Origin of the sequence: Burkholderia sp. A2, from assembly GCF_001729305.1 — a bacterium.
Classification (GTDB): Bacteria; Pseudomonadota; Gammaproteobacteria; order Burkholderiales; family Burkholderiaceae; genus Burkholderia; species Burkholderia sola.
In genome coordinates this window covers 272,766-299,485 of record NZ_LZXX01000024.1, presented here as the reverse complement: position 1 = coordinate 299,485, position 26,720 = coordinate 272,766, and the positions used below count along the sequence as shown (strand labels likewise).

The following is a 26,720-nucleotide window of genomic DNA, read 5'->3' as shown; positions in this document are numbered from 1 at the left end:
TTGATCCTATAACAAGTCTGCCTTGTGTCGATGATCGTTAGTGCTTCAGCACTTACGAGCATCCCACGCAGAGCGTCGAGCAGCGAAGCTGATCGATGCGGCGCGCCGGTTGAAGTACCGGTGACCTGCGTAGCAAGACGAGACAAGTTGGATTCTCGTGTGTGATACACACAACTCAAAATTACTGCTTCTTCCAAGATTGGTTCTGTTGGCCACGCCAGCAGAACAACCCTCTTTGCCTGATGACCATAGCGAGTCGGTCCCACCCCTTCCCATCCCGAACAGGACCGTGAAACGACTCTACGCCGATGATAGTGCGGATTCCCGTGTGAAAGTAGGTAATCGTCAGGCTCCCTCAAGCCAGAAACCCCCGCCCGATCAGGCGGGGGTTTTTGCATTTCGGCGTCCCCAAAAGCATGTGGCGAAGCGTTCCGAGGCGACGTACGCCGGGCTCCTCGGCGGCAAACCATTGCAGTATCAAACTTTCCTACTCGCTTCCATCTTAGGCGATTCCGCCGGTTATTGATCGTATCTTCGATCAAACCGCGCTTTGCTCCCGCAAACGCATATCGACAAGAGCGATTGCGTGACCCGCCTTCCGCTTCCTGCGGCCCGCCACCTCGTCCCCTCTTCGGTCAAGTAATCCAAAACCGGTGCGAAATGAACGCTTTATTCGACGTGTCCACGTAAAATTTGCGAATCCTCACCTCTGCATTCAAAACGATGAACGCCGCCACCCAGGTAGCCCGGGCCGTTTGCCCGCATGATTGTCCGGACACGTGCGCAATGCGGGTGACCGTCGACAACGGCAAGGCAATCAAGGTCACCGGCGACCCCGACCATCCTCCGACGCAGGGCGTGTTGTGTACGAAAGTCAGCCGATATGCGGATCGCGTTCATCATCCCGACCGCCTCACCGTTCCGCTCAGGCGGGTCGGCACGAAGGGGGAAGGGCGCTTCGTGCCGATCAGCTGGGACGAGGCGTTCGACGAGATCGGACGTCGCCTCGGTGAAATCGCCGAGCGCGCGCCGGAAGCAATCATGCCGTACAGCTATGCGGGGACGATGGGGCTCGTGCAAGGCGAGGGCATCGCACAGCGCTTCTTTCACAAGCTCGGCGCGTCGCGGCTGGAGCGCACGATCTGCTCGGCGGCCGGCGCGGCGGGGCTGCGATACACGTACGGCGGCAGTGTCGGCATGCACGTCGAGCACTTCGAGGAAAGCGAGCTGATCCTGATATGGGGCGCGAATCCGATTGCATCGAGCCTGCACTTCTGGACCCGCGCGCAGGAAGCGAAGCGTCGTGGCGCGCGTCTTGTCGCGATCGACCCGTACCGTTCGCTGACCGCGGAGAAATGTCATCAGCACATTGCGCTGAAGCCAGGTACCGATGGCGCGTTTGCGCTCGGCATGATGTACGTGCTGATTACCGAAAATCTGCTCGATCACGATTACATCGCCGACCACACACTCGGCTTTGACGCACTCAAGGCGCGCGCCTTGTCCTATCCGCCCGAACGCGTTGCGCAGATCTGCGGCATCGACGCGTCGGAGCTGGTCGATCTGGCGCGTCGCTACGGCGCCACCCGCAAGGCATCCATCCGCCTCAACTACGGCATGCAACGCGTTCGCGGCGGCGGCAATGCCGTGCGCGCAATCGCAAGCCTGCCGGCGTTGACGGGGGCGTGGCGCGATCGGGCGGGTGGCCTGCTGCTCTCGTCGTCGGAATCGGCGCCCATCAATCTGGCGGCGCTGCTGCGTCCGGACCTGATGCCGGGTTGGCCGCACAAGCTGCCGCGCATCATCAACATGAACGCGCTCGGCGACGCGCTGCTGCATCCGGGCGACGCGACGTTCGGGCCGAAAGTCGAAGCGGTGATCGTGTACAACTCGAATCCGGTGGCGGTTGCACCCGACTCGTCGAAGGTTGCCACGGGCTTCGCACGTGACGATTTGTTCACGGTCGTTCTCGAGCACTTCAAGACAGATACGGTCGATTTCGCCGACATTGTATTGCCGGCGACCACGCAGCTAGAACATCTGGATGTCCATAAGTCGTACGGCCATACCTACGTAATGGCGAACCTGCCGGCGATTCCGCCGGTGGGAGACGCGCGGCCGAACACGGAGATCTTTCGCGGAATCGCGCGCAGCATGGGACTCGACGAGCCCGCGCTCTATCACAGCGACGAAGAGGTTGCGCGCGCGGCGCTTCGCTGGGACGATCCGGCGCTCGACAGCGACTGGGACACGTTGAAGCGCGCCGGCTGGCTGAAGCTCAAGCTGCCGGAAGCGCCGTTCGCGAACGGCGGTTTCCGCACTCCCTCCGGCAAGTGCGAGTTCTACAGCCAGCGGCTCGAGCAGATGGGCATGGACCCCGTCCCTGACTATCTGCCGCCGTTCGAATCGGCCGAAGCCGCGCCCGAGCTTGCCGCACGCTATCCGCTGGCGATGATTTCGCCGCCGGCCCGCCACTTCCTGAACAGCACGTTCGTGAACGTCGACAGCCTGCGTTCGACGGAAGGCGAGCCGCACCTCGACATGCATCCGTCCGACGCCAGCGCGCGCGGGATCGCAGAGGGTGACGTCGTCCGCATCTTCAACGACCGCGGATCGATGCAGGCGCTCGCGCGGGTGACCGATCGCGCGCGTGCCGGGCTCGTCGTCGGGCTGTCGATCTGGTGGAAGAAGCTGGCGCCGGACGGCAGGAACGCGAACGAGGTGACGAGCCAGGCGCTGACGGACCTGGGCAATTCGGCGACGTTTTACGATTGTCTTGTGGAAGTTGAGCGGATTTGATCGAATATCGCCGTATGATCAGACGAAATTGATATGCAAGTTCGAAGTGGACATCTAACCCTGTTGTATCGGGGCGGGGGAGCCGTTACGATGCGTTTTAGCACGACCATTCGAAAATCTGTGAGGAGACGCGCGGTATGGATAAAATTTGGCTGAAATCGTACCCACCCGGCGTTCCAGCCGAAATTGCTTCCTCTCCTTATCCGTCCGTTCCGGACCTGCTCGACGAGAGCTTTCGGCAGTACCGAGACCGTACCGCGTTCGTCTGCATGGGCAAGGGCATCACGTACGGCGAACTCGACAAGCTGTCGCGCGAGTTCGGTGCGTGGCTGCAATCCCGCGGCCTGGCTCGCGGGGCGCGCGTCGCGATCATGATGCCGAACGTGCTGCAATACCCGGTCACGATTGCCGCGGTCCTGCGCGCCGGCTACACCGTCGTCAACGTCAACCCACTCTATACGCCGCGTGAGCTCGAGCATCAGCTGAAGGACAGCGGTGCGGAGGCGATCGTCATCCTCGAGAATTTCGCGTCGACGCTGCAGGCCGTCATCGCCGATACGGCCGTCAAGCACGTGGTCGTCGCGTCGATGGGCGACCTGCTGGGCATCAAGGGCTGGCTCGTCAATTATGTCGTGCGCAACGTGAAGAAGATGGTGCCTGCGTGGCAACTGCCGTCGTTCACGCGCTTCAAGGCCGCGCTGTCGGAGGGCGCGCGGCAGGGCTTCAAATCGCAGAAAATCGGCCCCGACGACGTCGCGTTCCTGCAGTACACGGGCGGGACGACCGGCGTGGCGAAGGGCGCGACGCTGCTGCACCGGAATATCGTGTCGAACGTGCTGCAGGCCGGCGCCTGGCATCAGCCGGCTCACGACAAGTACCCAGACGTGAAACAGTTCGTGACGGTTGTCGCGCTGCCGCTGTATCACGTGTTCGCACTGACTGTCTGCGGTTTCCTGACGATGCGCACGGGCGGGATGGGCATCCTGATCCCGAATCCGCGCGATATCGCCGGCATGATCAAGGAGCTGAAGGGCTACCAGATCTCGACGATTCCGGCCGTCAACACGCTGTACAACGCGCTGCTGAACCATCCGGAATTCGGTCAGCTCGACCTGTCGAAGCTCGTGATCGCCAACGGCGGCGGCATGGCGATCCAGGAAGGCGTCGCGAAGCGCTGGTATGAAAAGACCGGTACCGCGATCATCGAAGGATACGGGCTGTCCGAAACGTCGCCGGTGGCGACCTGCAACCCCGTGACGGCGACCGAATACAGCGGCACGATCGGCTTGCCGCTGCCGTCGACCGAAGTCGCGATCCGCGACGATGCCGGCAACGACGTCGCGCTCGGCGAGCCGGGCGAGATCTGCATCCGCGGGCCGCAGGTGATGGCCGGCTACTGGAACCGGCCGGACGAGACCGCGAAGGTCATGTTCGCGGACGGCTTCTTCAAGACGGGCGACGTCGGCGTGATGGACGCGCGCGGCTACGTGAAGATCGTCGATCGCAAGAAGGACATGATTCTCGTGTCCGGCTTCAACGTGTATCCGAACGAAGTCGAAGACGTGGTGGCGTCGCATCCGGGCGTGTTCGAGGTGGCGGCAGTCGGCGTACCGGACGAGCATTCCGGCGAAGCCGTGAAGCTGTTCGTCGTCAAAAAGGATCCGGCGCTGACCGACAAGGACATCCTTGCCTACTGCAAGGAGCGGCTCACCGGGTACAAGCGGCCGAAGCTGGTCGAGTTCCGCACGGAGTTGCCGAAGACGAACGTCGGCAAGATCCTGCGGCGCGAACTACGTGACGGACGCGCGTAACGCACGCAACGATACGGTTGAACGAAACGCCCGGCCGGTGCCGGGTTTTCTGTTTGCGGCTGCGGATGAATGACCGGCGGCGCCTGTTTCGTGCAGGACGGCGGCGCAAGCTTCGCGCTTTGGACATAACGGCCGGGACGGCGCACCGCGACGCGCATCTACCGCCACTCGCGAGCCGATCGATTCGCCACCCGGCCACCTGCCACCGACCGACACCCCGGCCGCACCAGAAAAGAAGAAGGCGCCCGAAGGCGCCTTCAATATGCTGCGGCTTGTCAGGTAAGCTGATTAGAACTTGTGACGGATGCCGACGCGTGCCGCGACCTGGTTGCTGGTGCTCGACCCGGCCAGGCCGTTGATCGCTGCCGTTGCCTTCAGGACGTTGCCGTTCGAATCGAGCACGTTGCCCGATGCGTGCTGGTACACGCCGATCGCGTAGACGTCGGTGCGCTTCGACAGGAAGTAGTCGACGCCCAGCGAGCCTTGGTGGTACTTGGCTGCCGAGTTGCCGTCGATCTTGCTGCCTTGCGTGTAGTCGTACGCGGCGCCGAGGATCAACGCCGGGGTCAACTGGTACTTGAAGTTGATTTCGCCGTTGTTGAACGTCGCGGTCTGGTTCACGAACGGGCCTGCCGAGAAGCCCTTGAACTTCGTGTTCGAGTACGTCGCGCCGATCGTCGCTGCGCCGAACGTGTACGCACCGCCTGCACCGATGACCTGGTACGTGTTCGCATTGTTCGCGTACGCGCCGTAGATCGGCGACGAGACCGACGACGATGCGGAACCGTTGTTGAACATGCCGCCGAACTGGTTCGGCGTACGTGCGTTCAAGTAACCGACGCCGAGGACCAGCGGGCCGTTGTTGTAGCCTGCGCCGAGCGACCAGACCTGGTTCTTCGAGAACTGGCCTGCCTGGCCGCCGAAGCTGTACAGGCCGCCGAACGTGAGGCCGCCGTAGTTCTGGCTCGTGAACTTGACCGCGTTGTTCACGCGATACGCGTTGTTGAAGTTGTCGAGGTCGCCCGGGTGAGCGGCGATGTAGCCGCCCCACTGGTCGCCTGCCTCGAGCGGGCCGACGAAGTCGACGACGGAATCGTACTGACGGCCCAGCGTGACCGTACCGTACGGGCTCGACAGGCCGACGTAAGCCTGACGGCCGAACATCAGGCCGCCCTGACCGAGCCTGCCGCTGTTCACGTCGAAACCGTTTTCGAGGGTGAAGATCGCCTTCAGGCCGCCACCGAGGTCCTCGGTGCCGCGCAGGCCGAAGCGGCTGCCTTGCATCACGCCGCTCGCCAGGCCGTACAGGTGCTTGCCGCCTGCGTTGTTGTTGAAGAGGAAGCCTTCATCGATGATGCCGTAAAGCGTCACGCTGCTTTGCGCATGGGCAGCGCCAGCGAACGCGCCCAGCGCGACGAGCGCGAGAAGCGACTTTTTCATTAGCGGATCTCCAAGAATCACTGAATTTTTTTGGCGGGGCGGATAGTTATGTTCTGTCGACAGGCCCCATCAACTTCGCAAGAAGTCGCACGTAATGTAGCAAAGCCGGTTTTTGCCACAAAGCGAAATGCTGCAGCTCAACGCCGCCATGTTTCCTTTATGCAACAATGGTTAAAATCACGGGTTAACCGCAATTTCCGCTGAATAATCAACTCGGTTACGCAGCGGACTCGTGCCCTTGCCGCGCGCGGCGGCACCTGCAGCCAGGAGAACAGGATGGTGTTGGATGAACTGATCAGCGAATTCGATCGCGGCCTGCGATCGCTGACCGGCATTAGCCGGATGAGCCGGCCGGTGCCCGTACCGGCCGATACGACGGACGTCGAACTGACGCCCGCCGAGCGCACGCACGCGGCCGGCCTGATGCGCGTGAATCACGTCGGCGAGGTCTGCGCGCAGGCGCTCTATCAGGCGCAGAAGCTCACCGCGCGCACGGCGTCGGCGAAGGCGATGTTCGAGGAAGCCGCGCGCGAGGAGGAGGATCACCTCGCATGGACCGCGCACCGGCTGAAGGAACTCGATTCGCGCCCGAGCCTGCTGAACCCGCTGTGGTATGCCGGCGCGCTCGCGATCGGCGTGGCGGCCGGCACGCTCGGCGACAAGGTCAGCCTCGGCTTCATGGCCGAGACGGAGCGGCAGGTCGAGAGCCATCTCGAAGGTCACATGTCCGAGCTGCCGGCGACCGACGCCGCGTCGCGCGCGATCGTCGACCAGATGCGGATCGACGAGGTGAAGCACGGCAAGGCCGCGACCGACGCCGGCGGGATCGAGCTGCCGCTGCCCGCGCGCATGCTGATGCGTGCCGCATCGAAAGTCATGACGCGCACTGCTTACTATCTCTGAGATTTGGGCCGGGGTGGCGCAGGACGCCGCCCCGGTTCACCGCCCCCGATACCGTCCACGCGCTCCTCGTTTTCCCGCCCCCGAAAGCCCCGTCCGCACGCCCGTCTGGCCCGTCTTTCTCACGTATCACCTTCACAAGTTGCACTAGCTCATTCATTTATAACGGTTTTTGGAATGAGGGGTCGCATGAGCATGTGCGCGTAAGTCCTTGTTCTAACTAACAAAATTCGTCAAAAAAGCGGGCCGCTCCCTTGACCGTGCCACACCCTTCCTCTAAAGTGGGAGACAGTGTGAGAAAGTGTATTTTTGTGTGATTTAGCAGGCTGTTCCGGCTAAATTCTCAGCATTGAGCGGGTGCTTCGGTGCCCTGAACGGGAGAGCGGAAAGTGTTCCAAGGGGCGTCGGCGCTGACGCTCGATGCGAAAGGGCGGATGTCGGTGCCGGCTCGCTATCGCGAAGCGCTGCAAGGACAGGCAGAAGGACGGGTGACTGTGACCAAGCACCCGGACGGCTGCCTGTTGCTGTTTCCGCGCCCCGAATGGGAAGTGTTCCGCGCCAAGATCGCCGCGCTGCCGATGGACGCGCACTGGTGGCGGCGAATTTTTCTCGGCAATGCGATGGATGTCGATCTCGACAGCGCGGGCCGGATTCTCGTATCGCCCGAGCTGCGCATGGCAGCCGGACTGGAAAAGGAAGTCATGTTGTTGGGAATGGGTAGTCACTTCGAGCTGTGGGATTCGCAGACCTACAACGCGAAGGAGCAGGCAGCGATGGCGCAGGGCATGCCCGACGCGCTGAAGAATTTCACGTTCTGATTGCGGTGACGGAGACGCCCGCGATGGGAAATGAATTGCGGCATCGGACGGTGCTGTTGGATGAAGCGGTGGAGTCGCTCGTGACGCGGCCGGACGGCGTGTATGTCGACGGCACGTTCGGGCGCGGCGGCCACAGCCGCGCGGTGCTCGCGCGGCTGGCGTCGGCCGGGCGGCTGATCGCGTTCGACAAGGATCCGAGGGCGATCGAGACGGCGCAGGGCATCGAGGATGCGCGCTTCTCGATCGTGCATGACAGCTTTGCATCGATGCGCGACGCGCTTGCGGCGCGCGGCGTCGAGAAGGTGTCGGGGGTGTTGCTGGACCTGGGCGTGTCCTCGCCGCAGGTGGACGATCCGGCGCGCGGCTTCAGTTTCCGCGCCGATGGTCCGCTGGACATGCGAATGGATCCGACGCGCGGCGAGTCGGCGGCCGAATGGCTCGCGCGGGCATCGGTGCAGGAATTGACGGAGGTGATACGGGATTATGGGGAAGAACGGTTTGCTTTTCAGATTGCAAAGGCGCTTGTTGCTCGCCGGGCAGAGTCCGACCGTCTTGGGCCTCTCGACACCACGGGCGAGCTTGCCCAAATCGTGGGTCACGTCGTCAAAACCCGTGAGAAGGGCAAGGATCCGGCAACCCGCACCTTTCAGGCTATACGGATTCACGTCAATCAAGAGCTTGCGGACCTGCAAGTCGTACTAGACGCGGCACTGTCGTTGCTGGAGCAAGGGGGGCGGCTGGTGGTCATCAGCTTTCATTCACTCGAGGACCGGATCGTCAAGCGATTCATGCAGGCGCACGCGAGTGCGCCTGCGGTCGATCGTCGCCTGCCGATCCGCGCCGTCGACCTGCCGAGCCCGCCGCTCAAGATCATCAGCCGCCAGTTTCCGAGCGAAGCGGAAGTCGCCGCGAATCCGCGCGCCCGCTCGGCCGTGATGCGCATTGCGGAGCGCGTCACGCCATGAGCCGTCTCAATATCTTCCTGCTGATCATCGTGATGGGTTGCGCGCTGTCGGTCGTCAACTCGACGAACCAGCAACGCCAGATCTTCATTCAGCTGCAGCGCGCGCAGTCGCAGGAGCGTCAGCTCCAGCAGGACTACGCGCAGCTTCAATATCAGCAGAGCGCGCTGTCGAAGACGTCGCGCATCGAGCAGCTCGCGAACGATTCGCTGAAAATGCAGCCGATTTCGACCGGCCGCACGCAATACCTGACGCTGCCGCCGGGCGCGGCGAAGGCGATCGACGCGCCGATCGCGGCGTCGGCCGACACGGCCGGCAACGGCAAGGGGGGCGCGCGATGAAGCCGTCCTCGAAGCGCCAGAACGTGAAGTTTTCGTCGAGCCCCGTGCTGGGCGTGCATTTGCCGATGTGGCGCTCGAAGCTCGTCGTGTTCCTGCTGTTCATGGCGTTCGTCGCGTTGACCGCGCGGGCGTTCTGGATCCAGGGGCCCGGCAACGCGTTCTATCAGAAGCAGGGCGAAAGCCGCTACCAGCGCACGCTCGAGCTGCCCGCCACGCGCGGCAAGATTCTCGACCGTAACGGGCTCGTGCTCGCGACGAGCCTGCCGGTGCGCGCGATCTGGGCGATTCCGGACGCGGTGCCCGACGATCTCGACGCCGACAAGATCAACCAGCTCGGCAAGCTCCTCGGCATGACGTCGAAGGAACTGCGCGTGAAGCTGTCGCAAGACAAGGGTTTCGTCTACGTGAAGCGCCAGGTGCCGATCGACGTCGCGGACAAGGTCGCCGCGCTCGACATTCCCGGCATCTATCAGCGCAACGAGTACAAGCGCTTCTACCCGGAAGGCGAGATCACCGCTCACCTGATCGGCTTCACGAACGTCGAGGACGAAGGGCAGGAAGGCGTCGAACTGGGCGACCAGAAGATGCTGTCCGGCACGTCGGGCATGCGTCGCGTGATCAAGGACCGGATGGGGCACATCGTCGAGGATGTCGCCGAGCAGATCCCGCCGCACAACGGCACCGACGTCGATCTGTCGATCGACAGCAAGATCCAGTACATCGCGTACGCGAACCTGAAGGCCGCCGTCGAGAAGTTCAAGGCGAAGGCGGGCGCGGCGATGGTCGTCGACGTGCGTACCGGCGAAGTGCTCGCGCTCGTCAACTACCCGACGTACAACCCGAACGACCGTTCGCGCATGACGGGCGAGCAGTTGCGCAACCGGATCATGACCGACGTGTTCGAGCCGGGCTCGATCATGAAGCCGTTCACCGTGTCGCTCGCGCTCGATCTGCACCGCGTGACGCCGAACACGCTCGTCGAGACGGGCAACGGGCATTTCGTGCTCGACGGCGCGCCGATCACCGACGACGCGGGTTTCGGCACGCTGACGGTCGGCGGCGTGATCCAGAAGTCGAGCAACATCGGCGCGACGAAAATCGCGATGACGATGCGGCCCGAGGAAATGTGGAATATGTATACGAGCATCGGTCTCGGCCAGGCGCCGAAGGTCGGGTTCCCGGGCGCGGTGGCCGGCCGCCTGCGTCCGTGGAAGAGCTGGCGCCGCATCGAGCAGGCGACGATGTCGTACGGCTATGGCCTGTCGGTGTCGCTGTTCCAGCTCGCACGGGCGTACACGGCGATCGCGCACGACGGCGAGCTGATGCCCGTGACCATTTTCAAGACCGACCCCAATCAACCGATCGCGGGCACGCAGGTGTTCAATCCGACTACCGCGCGCGAAGTCCGCGCGATGCTCGAGACGGTGGTCGCGCCGGGCGGCACGTCGCCGGATGCGGCCGTGCCGGGCTATCGCGTCGGCGGCAAGAGCGGCACCGCATACAAGCACGAAGGTCACGGCTACACGCGCAAGTACCGCGCGTCGTTCGTCGGGATGGCGCCGATGCCGAATCCGCGCGTCGTGATCGCGGTGTCGGTCGACGAGCCGACTGCCGGCAGCCACTTCGGCGGTCAGGTGTCGGGCCCCGTATTCTCCGCGATCGCCGGCGACACGATGCGTGCGCTGAACGTCCCGCCGAACATGCCGATCAAGCAGCTCGTCGTGTCCGACGATTCGCCGGAATCTGCTGCCGCAAAGGGCCCGCAAAAGCTGGCCGCGGGCAGCGGCGCGAAGCATATGATCGTATCCAGCACGACGCGTAATTCACCAGGAGTTGTTCGATGAGCGCCGCCCGCAGTTCCCATCCGGCGCATCAGCAGATCGCAGCCGCGCTCGCGTGGCTGCGTCAGCATGTGGCCCCCGCGGCGCAACTGCATGCGGACACGCGCAGCCTGAAGGCTGGCGACGTGTTCGTCGCGTATGCGGTCGACGGGGCAGATAACCGCGCTTTCATGGCCGACGCCGTCGCCCGTGGTGCGGCTGCCGTGCTGTATCAGCCGGAAGGGCTGAGCGCAGCACCGGCCGCGCCGGCCGTACCCGTCGCGCTCGCGGTGCCGGCGCTCGACCAGCTCGCCGGCGAGATCGCCAGCGGCTGGTGCGGCGATCCGAGCGACAGCCTGCTCGCGATCGGCGTCACCGGCACGAACGGCAAGACGTCGTGCACGCAATGGATCGCCACCGCGCTGACGGCGTTGCACCAACCGTGCGCGGTGATCGGCACGCTCGGCAGCGGGATGCCCGGCCAGCTCGTGCCGACCGGCTTCACGACGCCCGACGCGCCGCAACTTCAGCGCAGCCTCGCGCAGTTGCGCGACGCGGGCGCGCAGGCCGTCGCGATGGAGGTCTCGTCGCACGCGCTGCACCAGGGGCGTGTGAATGGCACGGCGTTCGACATCGCGGTGTTTACGAACCTCACACAGGATCACCTCGACTATCACGGCACGTTCGATGCGTACGAGGCGGCGAAGGCGAAGCTGTTCGCGTGGCGCGGCTTGCGCGCGGCGGTGATCAACCGCGACGACGCGGCGGGCCGTCGCCTGCTCGAGAAGCTGGCCGGCCGCGTGCGCACGATCGCATACGGGATCGGCGACGCTCCGGCGCCCGACGCCGATCGTGAGCTGATCGCGCTCGACGTGCGCGCGACGGCGACGGGTACCGCATTCCGCGTGCGTTCGTCGTGGGGCGACGCGGACGTCGAGGTCGGCACGCTCGGCACGTTCAACGTCAGCAACCTGCTCGCGGTACTCGGCTCGCTGCTCGCGGCCGACGTGCCGTTCGACGCGGCTCTCGCCGAAATCGGGCGGCTCGAGTCGGTCAACGGCCGGATGCAGCGGCTCGGCGGCCGACTGCAGAACGACGAACCGCTCGTCGTGATTGACTACGCGCATACGCCCGACGCGCTTGAAAAGACGCTCGACGCGCTGCGCCCGATCGCCGCGGCGCGCGGCGGACGGCTCGTCTGCATGTTCGGCTGCGGCGGCGATCGCGATGCGACGAAGCGTCCGCTGATGGGCGCGATCGCGGAGCGGCTCGCCGACGAAACCGTCGTCACGAGCGACAACCCGCGCAGCGAAGATCCGCAGCGCATCATCGACCAGGTCGTCGCGGGCATGACCGCGCCCGATCGCGCACGCCGTATCGAGGATCGCGCGAGCGCGATCCTGCAGGCCGTGCGCGGCGCCGCACGCGAGGATGTCGTCGTGCTGGCCGGCAAGGGCCACGAGGCCACGCAGGAAATCATGGGCAAGAAGCGCGCGTTCTCCGACCAGGATCACGCGCGGCTCGCGCTCGCCGCGCGCGCGACGCAGGGCAAGGGAGGCGCCGAATGACGATGCTCAGTCTCGGCGAAGCCGCCCGCCTGATTCCCGGCGCCACCGTCCACGGCGATGCGGGCGTCACGTTCGACCGCGTGTCGACCGACAGCCGCACGGTCGGCCCGGGCGACCTGTTCGTCGCGCTGAAGGGCGAGCGCTTCGACGCGCACGACTTCCTCGGCGACGTCGTCGCACGCGGGGCGGCCGCGGCGCTCGTCGCGCATGCGCCCGCGGGCGTCGCGATGCCGATGATCGAAGGCGGCGAAACGCGTGCCGCGCTCGGTGCGCTCGCGCACGGCTGGCGGACGCGATTCCCGCTGCCGCTCGTCGCGGTGACGGGCAGCAACGGCAAGACGACCGTCAAGGAAATGATCGCGTCGATCTTCGCGGCGACGGTCGGCGCCGACGCGCGGCTCGCGACGGCCGGCAACCTGAACAACGATGTCGGCCTGCCGCTGACGCTGCTGCGCCTGTCGGCCGCGCATCGTCTCGCGGTGATCGAGATCGGCATGAACCACCCGGGCGAAACCGAGGTCCTCGCGCGCGTCACCGCGCCGACGGTCGCGCTCGTCAACAACGCGCAGCGCGAGCACCAGGAATTCATGGCGACGGTCGAAGCCGTCGCGCTCGAACACGCGGCCGTGATCCACGCGCTGCCGCCGGACGGCGTCGCGGTGTTCCCGGCCGACGACGCATACGCGGGCATCTGGCGCGTCGCGGCGACCGGCAACCGGATCCTCGATTTCGCGCTGCACGACGCCGAACGGCAGAACGACGCGCAGGTGGTCGGTCGCGTGCACGGCGGCGAACTCGCGATCGACACGCCGGCGGGCGCCGTCACGGTGCGGCTGCGCGCGCTCGGAGAGCACAACGCGCGTAATGCGCTGGCCGCGACGGCTGCGGCGCTCGGCGCCGGCGTCGCGCTGTCGGCGATCCGGCAGGGGCTCGAATCGTTCGAACCGGTCAAGGGCCGGCTGCAGGTGAAGCAGGCGAGCGTCGGCAGCCTCGCGGGCTCGACGGTCGTCGACGACACATACAACGCGAACCCCGATTCGATGCGTGCCGCGATCGACGTGCTCGCCGCGCATCCGGCGCCGCGCGTGCTGGTGATCGGCGACATGGGCGAAGTCGGCGACGAAGGGCCGGCATTCCACCGCGAGGTCGGCGCGTACGCGCGCGAACGCGGGATCGACGCGCTGTTCGCGCTCGGCGACGCATCGCGCGACGCGTGCACCGCATACGGCGACACGGCACGCCATTTCGGCGACGTCGGCGCGCTCGTGTCGGCGCTGCTCGCGGCCGGTTACGGCGCGCACGCGACGGTGCTCGTGAAGGGCTCGCGGTACATGAAGATGGAGCGCGTGGTCGACGCGCTGACGAACCAACCCGCGGCGGGCACCGTGCCCGCCGCACACTGAGTAGAAGGAAGGAAGCATGCTGCTGGCGCTGGCGCAATGGCTGCAAGGAGACGCAAGCTTTTTGCGCTTGTTCACGTACCTCACGTTCCGGGCGGTGATGGCCACCATCACCGCGCTCGGGATCGGGCTCGTGTGCGGACCGTGGGTGATCCGCAAGCTGACGCAAATGAAGGTGGGGCAGGCCGTGCGCAAGGACGGCCCGCAGACCCACCTCGTCAAGTCCGGCACGCCGACGATGGGCGGCGTGCTGATCCTGATCGGCATCGCGGTCGCGACGCTGCTGTGGGGCGACCTGACGAACCGGTTCATCTGGATCGTGATGCTCGTCACGTTCGGCTTCGGCGTGATCGGCTGGGTCGACGATTACCGCAAGGTCGTCCACAAGGACCCGCGCGGGATGTCGTCGCGCGAGAAGTATTTCTGGCAGTCGGTGATCGGCCTGTTCGCGGCCGTCTATCTCGCGTTCAGCGTGTCCGAGGCGAACAACGTGCGCGTGTTCGACCTGTTCATGGCGTGGGTGAGGAGCGGCCTGTCGATGGGGCTGCCGGCGCGCGCCGACCTGATGCTGCCGTTCCTGAAGTCGATCAGCTACCCGCTCGGCGTCTGGGGCTTCATCGTGCTGACCTACTTCGTGATCGTCGGCGCGAGCAACGCGGTGAACCTGACCGACGGCCTCGACGGTCTCGTGATCATGCCGGTCGTGCTGGTCGGCGCGTCGCTTGGCGTGTTCGCCTACGTGATGGGCAGCGCGGTCTATTCGAAATACCTGCTGTTCCCGCACATCCCGGGCGCGGGCGAACTGCTGATCTTCTGTTCCGCGATGGGCGGGGCAGGGCTCGCATTCCTCTGGTACAACACGCATCCCGCGCAGGTGTTCATGGGCGACGTCGGCGCGCTGGCGCTGGGCGGCGCGCTCGGCACGGTTGCGGTGATCGTGCGCCAGGAAATCGTGCTGTTCATCATGGGCGGCATCTTCGTCGCGGAAACGCTGTCGGTGATGCTGCAGGTGTCGTGGTTCAAGTACACGAAGAAGCGTTACGGCGAAGGGCGGCGCCTGCTGAAGATGGCGCCGCTGCATCACCATTTCGAATTGTCCGGCTGGAAGGAAACGCAGGTGGTCGTGCGTTTCTGGATCATCACGCTGATGCTGTGCCTGTTCGGTCTGACCACCCTCAAGCTGCGGTAAAGGAAAGGTAACAAGGATGTCTGGCGAGATGTTTGGAGATCGGCAACGGCCGATGGTGCTCGTACTGGGGCTCGGGGAATCGGGTCTCGCGATCGCGCGATGGTGCGCGAGGCACGGGTGCCGGCTGCGCATTGCCGATACCCGCGAGGCGCCGACGAACCTTGCCGCACTGCAGGCCGAAGGCATCGATGCGGAATTCGTCGGCGGGGCGTTCACGCCCGCGCTGCTCGACGGCGGCGTCGAGCTCGTCGGGCTGAGCCCCGGGCTGTCGCCGCTGGAGCCGGCGCTCGCGGCGCTGGTCGCGGCCGCGAACGAGCGCGGTATCGCGGTGTGGGGCGAGCTGGAATTCTTCGCGCAGGCGCTGCGCGCGCTCGGCACGAGCGGCTACCAGCCGAAGGTGCTCGCGATTACCGGCACCAACGGCAAGACCACGACGACGAGCCTCACGGGCCTGCTGTGCCAGCGCTCGGGCAGGAAGGTCGCGGTCGCGGGCAACATCAGCCCGGCGATGCTCGACCGGCTCGCGAGCGCGATCGACGAAACCGCGCTGCCCGACGTCTGGGTGCTCGAACTGTCGAGCTTCCAACTCGAGACCGCGCGCACGTTCGCGCCCGATGCGGCCGCGATCCTCAACATCACGCAGGACCACCTCGACTGGCACGGCAGCTTCGACGCGTACGCGCAGGCAAAGGGCAGGATCTTCGGCGCGACGACGACGCGCGTGCTGAACCGCGACGACGCGGCCGTGATGAAGTTCGCGCCGGCAGCCGGCGCGGCCGACGCGCCGCGCACGGTCACGTTCGGCCTGAACGAACCGACGCAGGACGGCGACTACGGGCTGTCGCGCGACAACGGCATCGCATGGCTGGTGGAAGCCGTCGATCGCGACGCGCCGGACGAAGCGACGACGACCCGCCGGCGCAAGCGCGACGCCGCGCATACGCCCGACATCGCGCAGAAGCGCCTGATGCCGGTCGACGCGCTGCGCATCCGCGGGCTGCACAACGCGGCGAACGCGCTGGCCGCGTTCGCGCTCGCGCGGGCGATCGACCTGCCGGCCGCGCCGCTGCTGCACGCGCTGCGCGAATACCGCGGCGAAGCGCATCGCGTCGAAGTGATCGCGACGATCGACGACGTCGACTACGTCGACGACAGCAAAGGCACGAACGTCGGCGCGACGGTGGCCGCGCTCGACGGGCTCGCCCAGAAGATCGTCCTGATCGCGGGCGGCGACGGCAAGGGGCAGGATTTCGCGCCGCTGGTCGCGCCGGTCGCGCGCTGGTGCCGCGCGGTGATGCTGATCGGCCGCGACGCGCCGGCGATCCGCGACACGCTCGCCGAAACGGGCGTGCCGCTCGCCGACCACGCGACGCTCGAAGGTGCGGTGCACGCGGCGGCCGAGCTGGCCGAACCGGGCGATGCGGTGCTGCTGTCGCCCGCGTGCGCGAGCCTCGACATGTTCAGGAACTACGCCCATCGCGCGGAGGTGTTCCGCGCGGCGGTGGATGAAGTCGCCATCGACAAAGGAGCGACGTCATGAGCTGGACCGATCGCCTCGCCTCCCGTTTCAACGACCGGCGCGACACCGGCGGCAATGCCGCGGGCGGCCGCGTCGCATCGGCCACGCGCGCTGCGACGGGTGGCCTCGCGAGCGTCGTCAACGGCGTGCGCCCGAGCCGTTCGCGGATGCTCGATTTCGACTATTCGCTGCTGTGGGTCGCGATCGCGCTGCTCGGGCTCGGCGTCGTGATGGTGTATTCGGCGTCGATCGCGATGCCCGATTCGCCGAAATACGCGTCGTATCACGATTACGCGTTCCTGATGCGTCACTGCGTGTCGCTCGGCGTCGCGTTCGTCGCGGCGGTGATCGCGTTCCGCGTGCCGGTGTCGACCTGGGATAAATACGCGCCGCATCTGTTCCTGATCGCGCTCGTCGGCCTCGTGATCGTGCTGATCCCGCACGTCGGCAAGGGCGTGAACGGTGCGCGCCGCTGGATTCCGCTCGGCATCACGAACATGCAGCCGTCGGAAATCATGAAGCTCGCGGTGACGATCTACGCGGCGAACTACACGGTGCGCAAGCAGGAATACATGCAGAGCTTCGCGAAGGGCTTCCTGCCGATGGCGTTCGCGGTCGGTCTCGTCGGCGCGCTGCTGCTGCTCGAGCCCGACATGGGCGCGTTCATGGTGGTCGCCGCGATCGCGATGGGCGTGCTGTTCCTCGGCGGCGTGAACGGCAAGCTGTTCGGCGGCCTCGTCGCGACGGCGGTCGGCACGTTCACGATGCTCGTGTGGCTGTCGCCGTGGCGTCGCGAGCGGATCTTCGCGTATCTGGATCCGTGGGACGAGCGCTACGCGCAGGGCAAGGCCTACCAGCTCACGCACTCGCTGATCGCCTTCGGCCGCGGCGAGTGGTTCGGCGTCGGCCTCGGCGGCAGCGTCGAGAAGCTGAACTACCTGCCGGAAGCGCATACCGACTTCATCCTCGCGGTGATCGGCGAGGAACTCGGCTTCGTCGGCGTGCTGGTCGTGATCCTGCTGTTCTACTGGATCGTGCGCCGCGCGTTCGAGATCGGCCGCCAGGCGCTCGCGCTCGATCGCACGTTCGCGGGCCTGATGGCGAAGGGCATCGGCATCTGGTTCGGCGCGCAGACGTTCATCAACATGGGCGTGAACCTCGGGCTGCTGCCGACCAAGGGGCTGACGCTGCCGCTCGTGAGTTACGGCGGCTCGGGCATTTTGCTGAACTGCGTCGCGCTCGCGGTGTTGCTGCGGGTTGATTACGAGAACCGGGTGCTGATGCGCGGAGGGAAGGTATGACCGCGTCGCAACGCACGCTGATGGTGATGGCAGGCGGCACCGGGGGCCACGTGTTCCCGGGGCTCGCGGTCGCGCACCGGATGGAAGCGGCGGGCTGGCGCGTCGTATGGCTCGGCAATCCGGCCGGGATGGAAGCGACGCTCGTGCCGAAACACGGCATTCCGATGGAGTACGTGCGCTTCGGCGGGCTGCGCGGCAAGGGCCTGAAGACCAAGCTGACGCTGCCGGTCAACCTGCTGCGCGCATGCTGGCAGAGCCTCGGCGCGCTGCGCCGCGTGCGGCCGGACGTCGTGCTCGGGATGGGCGGCTACATCACGTTCCCGGCGGGCGTGATGGCCGCGCTGTCGGGGCGTCCGCTCGTGCTGCACGAACAGAATTCGATCGCGGGCCTGACGAACAAGGTGCTCGCGAAACTCGCGAAGCGCGTGCTCGTCGCGTTCCCCGGCGCGCTGCCGCACGCGGAATGGACGGGTAACCCGATTCGCGCGGAACTTGCGCACACGGAACCGCCCCAAGCACGCTATGCGTCGCGCGGCGGCCCGTTGAACGTGCTGGTCGTCGGCGGCAGCCTCGGGGCGGCCGCGCTGAACGAAGTCGTGCCGCGCGCGCTGGCGCTGCTGGCGCCGGGCGAGCGCCCGCGCGTCGTGCATCAGGCCGGCGTGAAGCACATCGATGCATTGAAGGCGAATTACGAAGCGGCCGGTTTCGCGGCCGGCGAAGACGTGCGGCTCGTGCCGTTCATCGACGACATGGCGGCCGCGTATGCGGCGGCGGATCTGGTGATCTGCCGGTCGGGCGCGATGACGGTGTCGGAGATCGCGGCGGTGGGCGTGGCGGCGCTGTTCGTGCCGTTCCCGTACGCGGTCGACGATCACCAGACGACCAACGCCGCGTTCCTTGCCGATGCGGGCGCGGCCGTGCTGGTGCAACAACGCGATCTGTCGGCGGAACTGCTCGCCGACTGGCTGCGCAGCCAGTCGCGGGCATCGCTCGCGGAGATGGCGGAACGTTCGCGCTCGCTCGCGAAGCCCGAGGCCACCGACGAAGTCGCGCGCGTGTGCGCGAAGGCGGCCGGCGCGAACCTGGAACAACTTAAATGAAACAACCCTCACGCTCACTTCGTTCGCTCGGGGGGGCTCGGCCCCCCCGTCTCCCGCGGGCGCTTCCGTCGAAGCACGGAGCGGCCCGGCGGAGGCTGACATGAAACACATCGTCAAACACATCCATTTCGTCGGGATCGGCGGCGCGGGCATGAGCGGCATCGCCGAAGTGCTCGTCAACCTCGGCTACGAGGTCAGCGGCTCCGACCTGTCGCGCAATGCGGTGACCGATCGCCTCCAGGCGCTGGGCGCGCGGATCGCGATCGGCCACGACGCGGCCAACATCGAGGGCGCGAACGCGGTCGTCGTGTCGACGGCCGTGCGCTCGGACAACCCGGAAGTGCTCGCCGCGCGCGCGCAGCGCGTGCCGATCGTGCAGCGCGCGGTGATGCTGGCGGAGCTGATGCGCCTGAAGCAGGGCATCGCGATCGCCGGCACGCACGGCAAGACCACGACGACGAGCCTAGTCGCGAGCGTGCTCGCGGCGGGCGGCCTGGACCCGACCTTCGTGATCGGCGGCCGCCTGATCAGCGCCGGCGCGAACGCACGGCTCGGCACGGGCGACTTCATCGTCGCCGAGGCCGACGAGTCGGATGCGTCGTTCCTGAACCTGTATCCGGTGATCGAAGTCATCACGAACATCGACGCCGACCACATGGACACCTACGGCCACGACTTCGCGCGGCTCAAGCAGGCGTTCATCGAATTCACGCAGCGCCTGCCTTTCTACGGCAGCGCGGTCGTGTGCGTCGACGATCCGAACGTGCGGCAGATCATCCCGTTCATCTCGAAGCCGGTCGTGCGCTACGGCCTGTCGCCGGATGCGCAGGTGCGCGCGGAAGACATCGACGCGCGCGATGGCCGGATGCATTTCACGGTGATCCGCGAAGGGCGTGCGCCGCTCGCGGTGGTGCTGAACATGCCGGGCCTGCACAACGTGCAGAACGCGCTCGCGGCGATCGCGATCGCGACCGATCTCGGCGTGTCGGACGATGCGATCCAGCTGGCGCTGGCGGAATTCAACGGCGTCGGCCGGCGCTTCCAGCGTTACGGCGACGTGCCGACCGCGGACGGCGGCCGGTACACGCTGATCGACGACTACGGTCATCACCCGGTCGAGATGGCGGCGACGATCGCGGCCGCGCGCGGCGCGTTCCCGGGCCGCCGCCTCGTGCTGGCGTTCCAGCCGCACCGCTACACGCGCACGCGCGACTGCTTCGACGATTTCGTCAACGTGCTGTCGACGGTCGATGCGCTGGTGCTGACGGAAGTCTACGCGGCCGGCGAGGCCGCGATCCCGACGGCCAGCGGCGACGCGCTGTCGCGTGCGCTGCGCACGGCGGGGAAGGTCGACCCGGTGTTCGTCGCGACGGTCGACGACGTGCCGGCCGCATTGGCGAAGGTCGCGCAGAACGGCGACGTGGTGATCACGATGGGTGCGGGTTCGATCGGCGGCGTGCCGGCGAAGCTCGTGCAACACATTCAACAGAAGGCATGACATGAAACGACCCCCACGCTCACTTCGTTCGCTGCCCCCCGCGGGGGCGGTCAGCCTCCTTGGGGCGGCCCTGCGGAGGCTGACATGAGCGGAATCGATCCGAAACGTTTCGGCAAGGTGGCGGTGTTGTTCGGCGGCGAATCCGCCGAGCGCGAGGTGTCGCTCACCTCGGGCCGCCTCGTGCTGCAGGGCTTGCGCGACGCAGGCGTCGACGCCCATCCGTTCGACCCGGCCGAGCGGCCGCTGTCGGCGCTGAAGGACGAAGGCTTCGTGCGCGCATTCAATGCGCTGCACGGCGGCTACGGCGAGAACGGCCAGATCCAGGGCGCGCTCGATTTCTACGGCATTCGCTACACGGGCAGCGGCGTGCTCGGCTCGGCGCTCGGCCTCGACAAGTTCCGCACGAAGCTCGTGTGGCAGCAGACGGGCGTGCCGACGCCGCCGTTCGAGACGGTGATGCGCGGCGACGACTACGCGGCGCGCGCGACGGAGATCGTCGCGAAGCTCGGCCTGCCGCTGTTCGTGAAGCCGGCGAGCGAAGGCTCGAGCGTTGCGGTGCTGAAGGTGAAGACGGCCGACGCGTTGCCCGCCGCACTGTCGGAAGCCGCGACGCACGACAAGATCGTGATCGTCGAGAAGAGCATCGAAGGCGGCGGCGAATACACCGCGTGCATCGCCGGCGATCTCGACCTGCCGCTGATCAAGATCGTGCCGGCCGGCGAGTTCTACGACTATCACGCGAAGTACGTCGCCGACGATACGCAGTACCTGATCCCGTGCGGTCTGCCGGCGGAACAGGAAGCGGAACTGAAGCGCATCGCGCGCCGCGCGTTCGACGTGCTCGGCTGCACCGACTGGGGTCGCGCGGATTTCATGGTCGACGCGGCCGGCAACGCGTATTTCCTGGAAGTGAACACGGCCCCCGGGATGACCGACCACTCGCTGCCGCCGAAGGCCGCGCGCGCGGTCGGCATCGGCTACTCGGAGCTGGTCGTGAAGGTGCTGTCGCTCACGCTCAACGACTGACGCAGGAACGGAACGACGTATGTGGAACAACGTTCGCCAACTCAACCTTGCCGCCAGCGCGCTGTACGCGCTGCTGCTGCTCGTGTTGGCGGCGGCCGGCTGCTACTGGCTGATCCAGCGCCCGACGTTCGCGCTGCGGGAGATCCGGATCGACGGCGACACCGAGCACATCAATTCGCCCACGGTGCGCGCGGGCGTGGTCGGCCGGCTGAAGGGCAACTTCTTCACGGTCGATCTCGATACGGCGCGCGCGGCGTTCGAGCAGATGCCGTGGGTGCGTCACGCGAGCGTGCGCCGGGTGTGGCCGAATGCGCTGGCTGTCACGCTCGAGGAGTACAAGCCGCTCGGGACCTGGGGCAGCGATCAGCTGGTGAGCGTCGACGGCGAGCTGTTCACCGCGAACCAGGGCGAGCTAGAGCAGGAACTGCCGGCATTCGACGGCCCGGAAGGCAGTGCGAAGGAAGTCGTCACGCGGTATCGCGACTTCGGGAAATGGTTTGCGCCGCTGAAGGCGGCGCCGGAAGAAGTGACGCTGTCGGCGCGGTACGCGTGGACGGTGAAGCTGTCGAACGGCATGCAGGTCGAGCTGGGCAAGGAGCGCAACAGCGACACGCTGCATGACCGGAGCCAGCGTCTGGTCGCCGCGTGGCCGGCCGTCACGGAGCGTTGGGGCAACGACATCGAGTACGCGGACCTGCGGTATCCGAACGGATTCGCGATTCGCGCGGCAGGCATGCGGTTCCTGACCGATACCGACAAGCGCAAGAAGTAACGAGAGATCACACGCAAGAGCACTTTATGAGCAAAGACTACAAGGATCTGCTGGTTTCCCTCGACATCGGCACGTCGAAGGTAGTGGCCATCGTCGCCGAGCTGAAGGGCGAGGGTCACTACGAGGTGATCGGTCTCGGCCAGAGCGAGTCGAAGGGTCTGAAGAAAGGTGTGGTGGTCAACATCGAGGCCACCGTGCAGTCGATCCAGCGCGCGCTCGAGGAAGCCGAGCTGATGGCCGACTGCAAGATCACCAACGTATTTACGGGGATCGCGGGCAGCCACATCCGCAGCTTCAACTCGAGCGGGATGGTCGCGATCAAGGACAAGGAAGTCACGCAGACGGACGTCGCGCGCGTGATCGAGACCGCGAAGGCGATCAACATCCCGACCGACCAGCAGGTGCTGCACATCCTCACGCAGGAATTCATCATCGACGGCCAGGAAGACGTGCGCGAGCCGATCGGGATGAGCGGCATCCGGCTGGAAGTGAAGGTGCACATCGTGACGGGCGCGGTGAGCGCGGCGCAGAACATCGTCAAGTGCGTGCGCCGCTGCGGGCTGGAAGTGAACGACCTGATCCTGCAGCCGCTCGCGTCTTCGCTGGCGGTGCTGACCGAGGACGAGAAGGATCTCGGCGTGGTGCTGGTCGACATCGGCGGCGGCACGACGGACATCGCGATCTTCGCCGAAGGCGCGATCCGCCACACGGCGGTGATCCCGATCGCCGGCGACCAGATCACGAGCGACATCGCGATGGCGCTGCGCACGCCGACGCCGGATGCGGAAGACATCAAGGTCGGCTACGGGATCGCGAAGCAGGCGCTCGCCGATCCGGACGAAATGGTGGAAGTGCCGGGCCTTGGCGAACGCGGCCCGCGCACGCTGTCGCGCCAGGCGCTCGCGGCCGTGATCGAGCCGCGCGTCGAGGAACTGTTCTCGCTCGTGCAGCAGGTCGTGCGCGAATCGGGTTACGAAGAACTCCTGAGCTCCGGCGTGGTCATTACCGGCGGCGCGTCGATGATGCCGGGCATGGTCGAGCTCGGCGAAGACATTTTCCTGAAACCGGTGCGCATCGGCGCGCCGGAATATGCGGGCGGCCTGTCCGACGTCGTGCGCAATCCGCGCTACTCGACGGCGATGGGGCTGCTCGTCGAAGGCAGTGCGCAGCGCATGCGCGGCCGCAAGGTCGCCGTGCAGTCCGGCAACGCGGGGCAGGTGTTCTCGCGGATGAAGGAATGGTTCCTGAGCAACTTCTGACGAATTGAACCGAATCGAAATTCGCGCTGGTGCCGGCGGCTGGCGCGCGACAGGGGGTTGCCCGATCTCCTGCCGAATAACGGCCGAGTAGCAGTCATTCTCTTGACGGAGGCAACAATGGAATTCGAAATGCTGGAAACCGAAACCAACGGCACCATCATCAAGGTGGTCGGCGTTGGCGGCGCTGGCGGCAATGCCGTCCAGCACATGATCAACCGCGGCGTGCAGGGCGTCGACTTCATCGTGATGAACACGGATGCGCAGGCGCTGTCGCGTTCGCGCGCATCGTCGGTGATCCAGCTCGGCAACACGGGTCTGGGCGCCGGTGCGAAGCCGGAAATGGGTCGTGCGGCAGCGGAAGAAGCGCGCGAGCGCATCGCCGACGCACTGCGCGGCGCGCACATGGTGTTCATCACGGCCGGCATGGGTGGTGGCACGGGCACGGGCGCGGCGCCGGTGGTCGCGCAGATCGCGAAGGAGATGGGCATTCTGACGGTCGGTGTCGTCAGCAAGCCGTTCGAGTTCGAGGGCGGCAAGCGCATGCGCGTCGCCGAAGCAGGCTCGCAGCAACTGGAGGATCACGTCGACTCGCTGATCGTCGTCCTGAACGACAAGCTGTTCGACGTGATGGGCGATGACGCCGAGATGGACAAGTGCTTCCAGTGCGCGGACGACGTGTTGAACAACGCGGTGGCAGGTATCGCGGAAATCATCAACGTCGACGGCCTCGTGAACGTCGACTTCGAAGACGTGAAGACGGTGATGGGCGAGCAGGGCAAGGCGATGATGGGCACGGCGACGGTTGCCGGCGTCGATCGCGCACGCCTCGCGGCGGAACAGGCCGTGGCGAGCCCGCTGCTCGAAGGCGTCGATCTGTCGGGCGCGCGCGGCGTGCTGGTCAACATCACGTCGAGCCGTTCGCTGCGCCTGTCGGAAACGCGCGAAGTGATGAACACGATCAAGAGCTACGCGGCGGAAGATGCGACGGTGATCTTCGGTGCGGTGTACGACGACGCGATGGGCGATGCACTGCGCGTGACGGTCGTGGCGACGGGTCTGGGCCGTGCGGCGAAGAAGCAGCAGTCGGCACCGATGACGCTGCTGCGCACCGGTACGGACAACCAGCCGGTCAGCGCGGTGTCGCACGGCTATGCGCCGGCGCATCACGTCAGCACGGCCGACTACGGCGCGCTCGATACGCCGGCGGTGTGGCGCAACTCGCGCGAAACCGCGGCATCGCACGTGCAGGCGCTGCAGGAGAAGGGGGTCGACACGTACGACATCCCGGCTTTCCTGCGCAAGCAGGCTGACTGACGACGCACACAGGCGAAGCCGCGGCGAAGTTGCCGCGGTAACGCCGGCGTGACGGATGCCACGGACCACGACAGGCCGCGTCGGATGCGACGCCGGGCCGGGAAACGTGCCCTCTTCGCGTGAGCGGGGCGGGATGGGCCGTGCTGTCCGCGACACGCTGAAAAACCGTATCGCTATGAGGGACCAGCCATGATTCAAGTGGGCGACGCGCTGCCCGACGCGCAATTGTTCGAGTTCGTCGACGACGCGCGCGAAGGGTGCACGCTGGGGCCGAATGCCTTCAGCGTGCGCGACCAGGTTGCGGGAAAGCGCGTGGTGATCTTCGGATTGCCGGGCGCGTTCACGCCGACCTGCTCGGCGCAGCATGTGCCGGGCTACGTCGAACACGCCGAGCAACTGCGCGCGGCGGGGATCGACGAGATCTGGTGCGTGTCCGTCAACGACGCATTCGTGATGGGCGCATGGGGACGTGATCTGCACACCGCGGGCAAGGTGCGCATGATGGCGGACGGCAGCGCGGCTTTCACTCATGCGCTGGGGCTGACGCAGGATTTGTCCGCGCGTGGCATGGGAATTCGTTCCCTGCGCTACGCGATGGTGATTGACGGCGGTGTGGTCAAGACGCTGGCCGTCGAGGCGCCGGGCAAATTCGAAGTGAGCGATGCGGCGAGTGTTCTCGCGACGTTGACGTCCTGATCGTGCGGTGCGCCGTTGCCTTCCGGCAACGCTGCCCACCGGCCTCAGGGCAGTTGTAACACGGGCCGATGACCGGAAACGCCTCCGTTCCGGGCATCGGCCCGTCCCGTATCGGCACGGGTAAACTGTCGAAACAGATTGATACGCAGTTTCAAACAGCGTTGAATTGGGAATTACGCTATAATCCCGCCTATCGAATATAACTCCTGATTGATATCTTCAATCAAGACGAAGAAGACCATGTTGAAGCAGCGCACCATCAAATCCATCGTGAAGACCGTCGGTATCGGTCTCCACTCGGGCCGCAAGGTCGAACTGACGCTCCGTCCGGCTGCGCCGGGCACGGGCATCGTGTTCTCGCGCGTCGACCTGCCCACGCCCGTCGATATTCCGGCTTCCGCGATGTCGATCGGGGATACGCGGCTCGCGTCGGTGCTGCAGAAGGATGGTGCGCGCGTGTCGACGGTCGAGCACCTGATGTCGGCGTGCGCCGGCCTCGGCATCGACAACCTCTATGTCGACGTGACGGCCGAGGAAATCCCGATCATGGACGGCAGCGCCGCGTCTTTCGTGTTCCTGATTCAATCCGCCGGCATCGAAGAGCAGAACGCGCCGAAGCGCTTCATCCAGGTGAAGAAGCCGGTCGAAATCCGCGATGGCGACAAGTTCGCGCGTCTCGATCCGTATTTCGGCTTCAAGCTGAAGTTCACGATCGACTTCCGTCACCCGGCCGTCGACAAGACCGGCCAGGAACTGGAGGTCGACTTCGCGAATACGTCGTACGTGCGCGAGATCGCGCGCGCGCGCACGTTCGGTTTTGCCCATGAAGTCGAAATGATGCGCGAACTGGGTCTCGCCCGCGGCGGCAGCATGGACAACGCGATCGTGCTCGACGAGTACCGGATCCTGAACAACGACGGGCTGCGTTACGACGACGAGTTCGTGAAGCACAAGATGCTCGACGCGATCGGCGACCTGTACGTGGTCGGCCATCCGCTGCTGGCGTCGTACACCGCGTACAAGTCGGGTCACGGGCTGAACAACGCGCTACTGCGCGAGCTGCTCGCGCACGAAGACGCATACGAGATCGTGACGTTCGAGGATCCGCAGGCCGCGCCGAAGGGGTTCGCGTTCGACGCGCAGACGGCGTTCGCGTGACCGGCGCTCGTTACCGCAAGCGATAGAAA

At 66.0% G+C, this 26,720-nt stretch carries 22 protein-coding genes and 1 rRNA gene; 21 read left to right on the top strand and 2 right to left on the bottom strand.

The window, feature by feature from the left end; genetic code table 11:
* The coding region (locus tag A9Z05_RS37140; protein ID WP_218077798.1) for a hypothetical protein at window positions 1-197 on the bottom strand (197 nt) is incomplete at its 3' end.
* A gap of 41 nt (window positions 198-238) precedes the next feature.
* On the opposite strand from A9Z05_RS37140, the gene rrf reads away from it, so the two are divergent.
* The 3 genes from rrf to A9Z05_RS03145 all read left to right on the top strand — a co-directional run bounded on the left by rrf (window position 239) and on the right by A9Z05_RS03145 (window position 4,610).
* Window positions 239-351, top strand: a 5S ribosomal RNA gene (gene rrf, locus A9Z05_RS03155).
* Between the two features lie 372 nt (window positions 352-723).
* Window positions 724-2,799 (top strand): molybdopterin-dependent oxidoreductase, encoded by a 2,076-nt coding sequence (locus tag A9Z05_RS03150; protein WP_069616845.1) that lies wholly within the window; start codon window positions 724-726, stop codon window positions 2,797-2,799.
* 137 nt (window positions 2,800-2,936) lie between these two features.
* On the top strand, window positions 2,937-4,610 hold the full coding sequence (locus A9Z05_RS03145; protein WP_069616835.1) for a long-chain fatty acid--CoA ligase: 1,674 nt from the start codon (window positions 2,937-2,939) through the stop codon (window positions 4,608-4,610).
* Window positions 4,611-4,898: 288 nt separating this feature from the next.
* Here the strand turns inward: A9Z05_RS03145 and A9Z05_RS03140 are convergent, their stop codons facing one another.
* Window positions 4,899-6,050 carry a porin gene (locus tag A9Z05_RS03140; RefSeq protein ID WP_069616834.1) on the bottom strand — a complete coding sequence of 384 codons (1,152 nt, stop codon included), beginning with the start codon at window positions 6,048-6,050 and terminating at the stop codon, window positions 4,899-4,901.
* A 276-nt stretch (window positions 6,051-6,326) separates the two neighbouring features.
* Between A9Z05_RS03140 and coq7 the strand changes: the two genes are divergently transcribed.
* The 18 genes from coq7 to lpxC all read left to right on the top strand — a co-directional run bounded on the left by coq7 (window position 6,327) and on the right by lpxC (window position 26,691).
* Window positions 6,327-6,953 (top strand): 2-polyprenyl-3-methyl-6-methoxy-1,4-benzoquinone monooxygenase, encoded by a 627-nt coding sequence (coq7, locus tag A9Z05_RS03135; protein ID WP_069616833.1) that lies wholly within the window; start codon window positions 6,327-6,329, stop codon window positions 6,951-6,953.
* A 386-nt stretch (window positions 6,954-7,339) separates the two neighbouring features.
* The gene (gene mraZ, locus A9Z05_RS03130; RefSeq protein WP_006487094.1) at window positions 7,340-7,768 is read left to right on the top strand and encodes a division/cell wall cluster transcriptional repressor MraZ; all 429 of its coding nucleotides are present in this window, start codon (window positions 7,340-7,342) and stop codon (window positions 7,766-7,768) included.
* Between the two features lie 23 nt (window positions 7,769-7,791).
* On the top strand, window positions 7,792-8,733 hold the full coding sequence (rsmH, locus tag A9Z05_RS03125; protein WP_011694135.1) for a 16S rRNA (cytosine(1402)-N(4))-methyltransferase RsmH: 942 nt from the start codon (window positions 7,792-7,794) through the stop codon (window positions 8,731-8,733).
* The gene (gene ftsL / locus A9Z05_RS03120) at window positions 8,730-9,071 is read left to right on the top strand and encodes a cell division protein FtsL (protein WP_069616832.1); all 342 of its coding nucleotides are present in this window, start codon (window positions 8,730-8,732) and stop codon (window positions 9,069-9,071) included. The genes rsmH and ftsL overlap by 4 nt, the downstream gene beginning before the upstream one ends.
* Entirely contained in the window at window positions 9,068-10,915 is a 1,848-nt protein-coding gene (locus A9Z05_RS03115; RefSeq protein WP_069616831.1) for a penicillin-binding protein 2, read from the top strand. Before ftsL ends, A9Z05_RS03115 begins: the two co-directional genes overlap by 4 nt.
* Entirely contained in the window at window positions 10,912-12,459 is a 1,548-nt protein-coding gene (locus tag A9Z05_RS03110; protein WP_069616830.1) for a UDP-N-acetylmuramoyl-L-alanyl-D-glutamate--2,6-diaminopimelate ligase, read from the top strand. The genes A9Z05_RS03115 and A9Z05_RS03110 overlap by 4 nt, the downstream gene beginning before the upstream one ends.
* A complete protein-coding gene (gene murF / locus A9Z05_RS03105) occupies window positions 12,456-13,862 on the top strand; it encodes a UDP-N-acetylmuramoyl-tripeptide--D-alanyl-D-alanine ligase (RefSeq protein ID WP_069616829.1) in 1,407 nt (468 codons plus the stop codon). The genes A9Z05_RS03110 and murF overlap by 4 nt, the downstream gene beginning before the upstream one ends.
* A gap of 16 nt (window positions 13,863-13,878) precedes the next feature.
* Complete coding sequence (mraY, locus tag A9Z05_RS03100) at window positions 13,879-15,048, top strand: phospho-N-acetylmuramoyl-pentapeptide-transferase (protein WP_006477019.1); 1,170 nt, start codon at window positions 13,879-13,881, stop codon at window positions 15,046-15,048.
* A 28-nt stretch (window positions 15,049-15,076) separates the two neighbouring features.
* The gene (gene murD / locus A9Z05_RS03095) at window positions 15,077-16,588 is read left to right on the top strand and encodes a UDP-N-acetylmuramoyl-L-alanine--D-glutamate ligase (protein WP_069616828.1); all 1,512 of its coding nucleotides are present in this window, start codon (window positions 15,077-15,079) and stop codon (window positions 16,586-16,588) included.
* Window positions 16,585-17,868 carry a putative lipid II flippase FtsW gene (gene ftsW / locus A9Z05_RS03090; protein WP_069616827.1) on the top strand — a complete coding sequence of 428 codons (1,284 nt, stop codon included), beginning with the start codon at window positions 16,585-16,587 and terminating at the stop codon, window positions 17,866-17,868. The genes murD and ftsW overlap by 4 nt, the downstream gene beginning before the upstream one ends.
* The gene (murG, locus tag A9Z05_RS03085) at window positions 17,865-18,968 is read left to right on the top strand and encodes an undecaprenyldiphospho-muramoylpentapeptide beta-N-acetylglucosaminyltransferase (protein ID WP_069616826.1); all 1,104 of its coding nucleotides are present in this window, start codon (window positions 17,865-17,867) and stop codon (window positions 18,966-18,968) included. The genes ftsW and murG overlap by 4 nt, the downstream gene beginning before the upstream one ends.
* Before the next feature lie 100 nt (window positions 18,969-19,068).
* Window positions 19,069-20,466, top strand: a complete 1,398-nt coding sequence (gene murC / locus A9Z05_RS03080; protein ID WP_069616825.1) for a UDP-N-acetylmuramate--L-alanine ligase — start codon at window positions 19,069-19,071, stop codon at window positions 20,464-20,466.
* A gap of 84 nt (window positions 20,467-20,550) precedes the next feature.
* The gene (locus A9Z05_RS03075; RefSeq protein WP_050013901.1) at window positions 20,551-21,492 is read left to right on the top strand and encodes a D-alanine--D-alanine ligase; all 942 of its coding nucleotides are present in this window, start codon (window positions 20,551-20,553) and stop codon (window positions 21,490-21,492) included.
* 19 nt (window positions 21,493-21,511) lie between these two features.
* Complete coding sequence (locus A9Z05_RS03070; RefSeq protein WP_006477014.1) at window positions 21,512-22,264, top strand: cell division protein FtsQ/DivIB; 753 nt, start codon at window positions 21,512-21,514, stop codon at window positions 22,262-22,264.
* A 26-nt stretch (window positions 22,265-22,290) separates the two neighbouring features.
* Window positions 22,291-23,523, top strand: a complete 1,233-nt coding sequence (gene ftsA, locus A9Z05_RS03065; RefSeq protein WP_006487138.1) for a cell division protein FtsA — start codon at window positions 22,291-22,293, stop codon at window positions 23,521-23,523.
* Window positions 23,524-23,640: 117 nt separating this feature from the next.
* Window positions 23,641-24,837 carry a cell division protein FtsZ gene (gene ftsZ / locus A9Z05_RS03060; RefSeq protein ID WP_021159911.1) on the top strand — a complete coding sequence of 399 codons (1,197 nt, stop codon included), beginning with the start codon at window positions 23,641-23,643 and terminating at the stop codon, window positions 24,835-24,837.
* A 189-nt stretch (window positions 24,838-25,026) separates the two neighbouring features.
* Window positions 25,027-25,533 carry a peroxiredoxin gene (locus tag A9Z05_RS03055; protein ID WP_059580848.1) on the top strand — a complete coding sequence of 169 codons (507 nt, stop codon included), beginning with the start codon at window positions 25,027-25,029 and terminating at the stop codon, window positions 25,531-25,533.
* Window positions 25,534-25,773: 240 nt separating this feature from the next.
* Window positions 25,774-26,691: a UDP-3-O-acyl-N-acetylglucosamine deacetylase gene (gene lpxC / locus A9Z05_RS03050; RefSeq protein WP_069616824.1), complete on the top strand. Its 918-nt coding sequence runs from the start codon at window positions 25,774-25,776 to the stop codon at window positions 26,689-26,691.
* Window positions 26,692-26,720 lie beyond the last annotated feature (29 nt).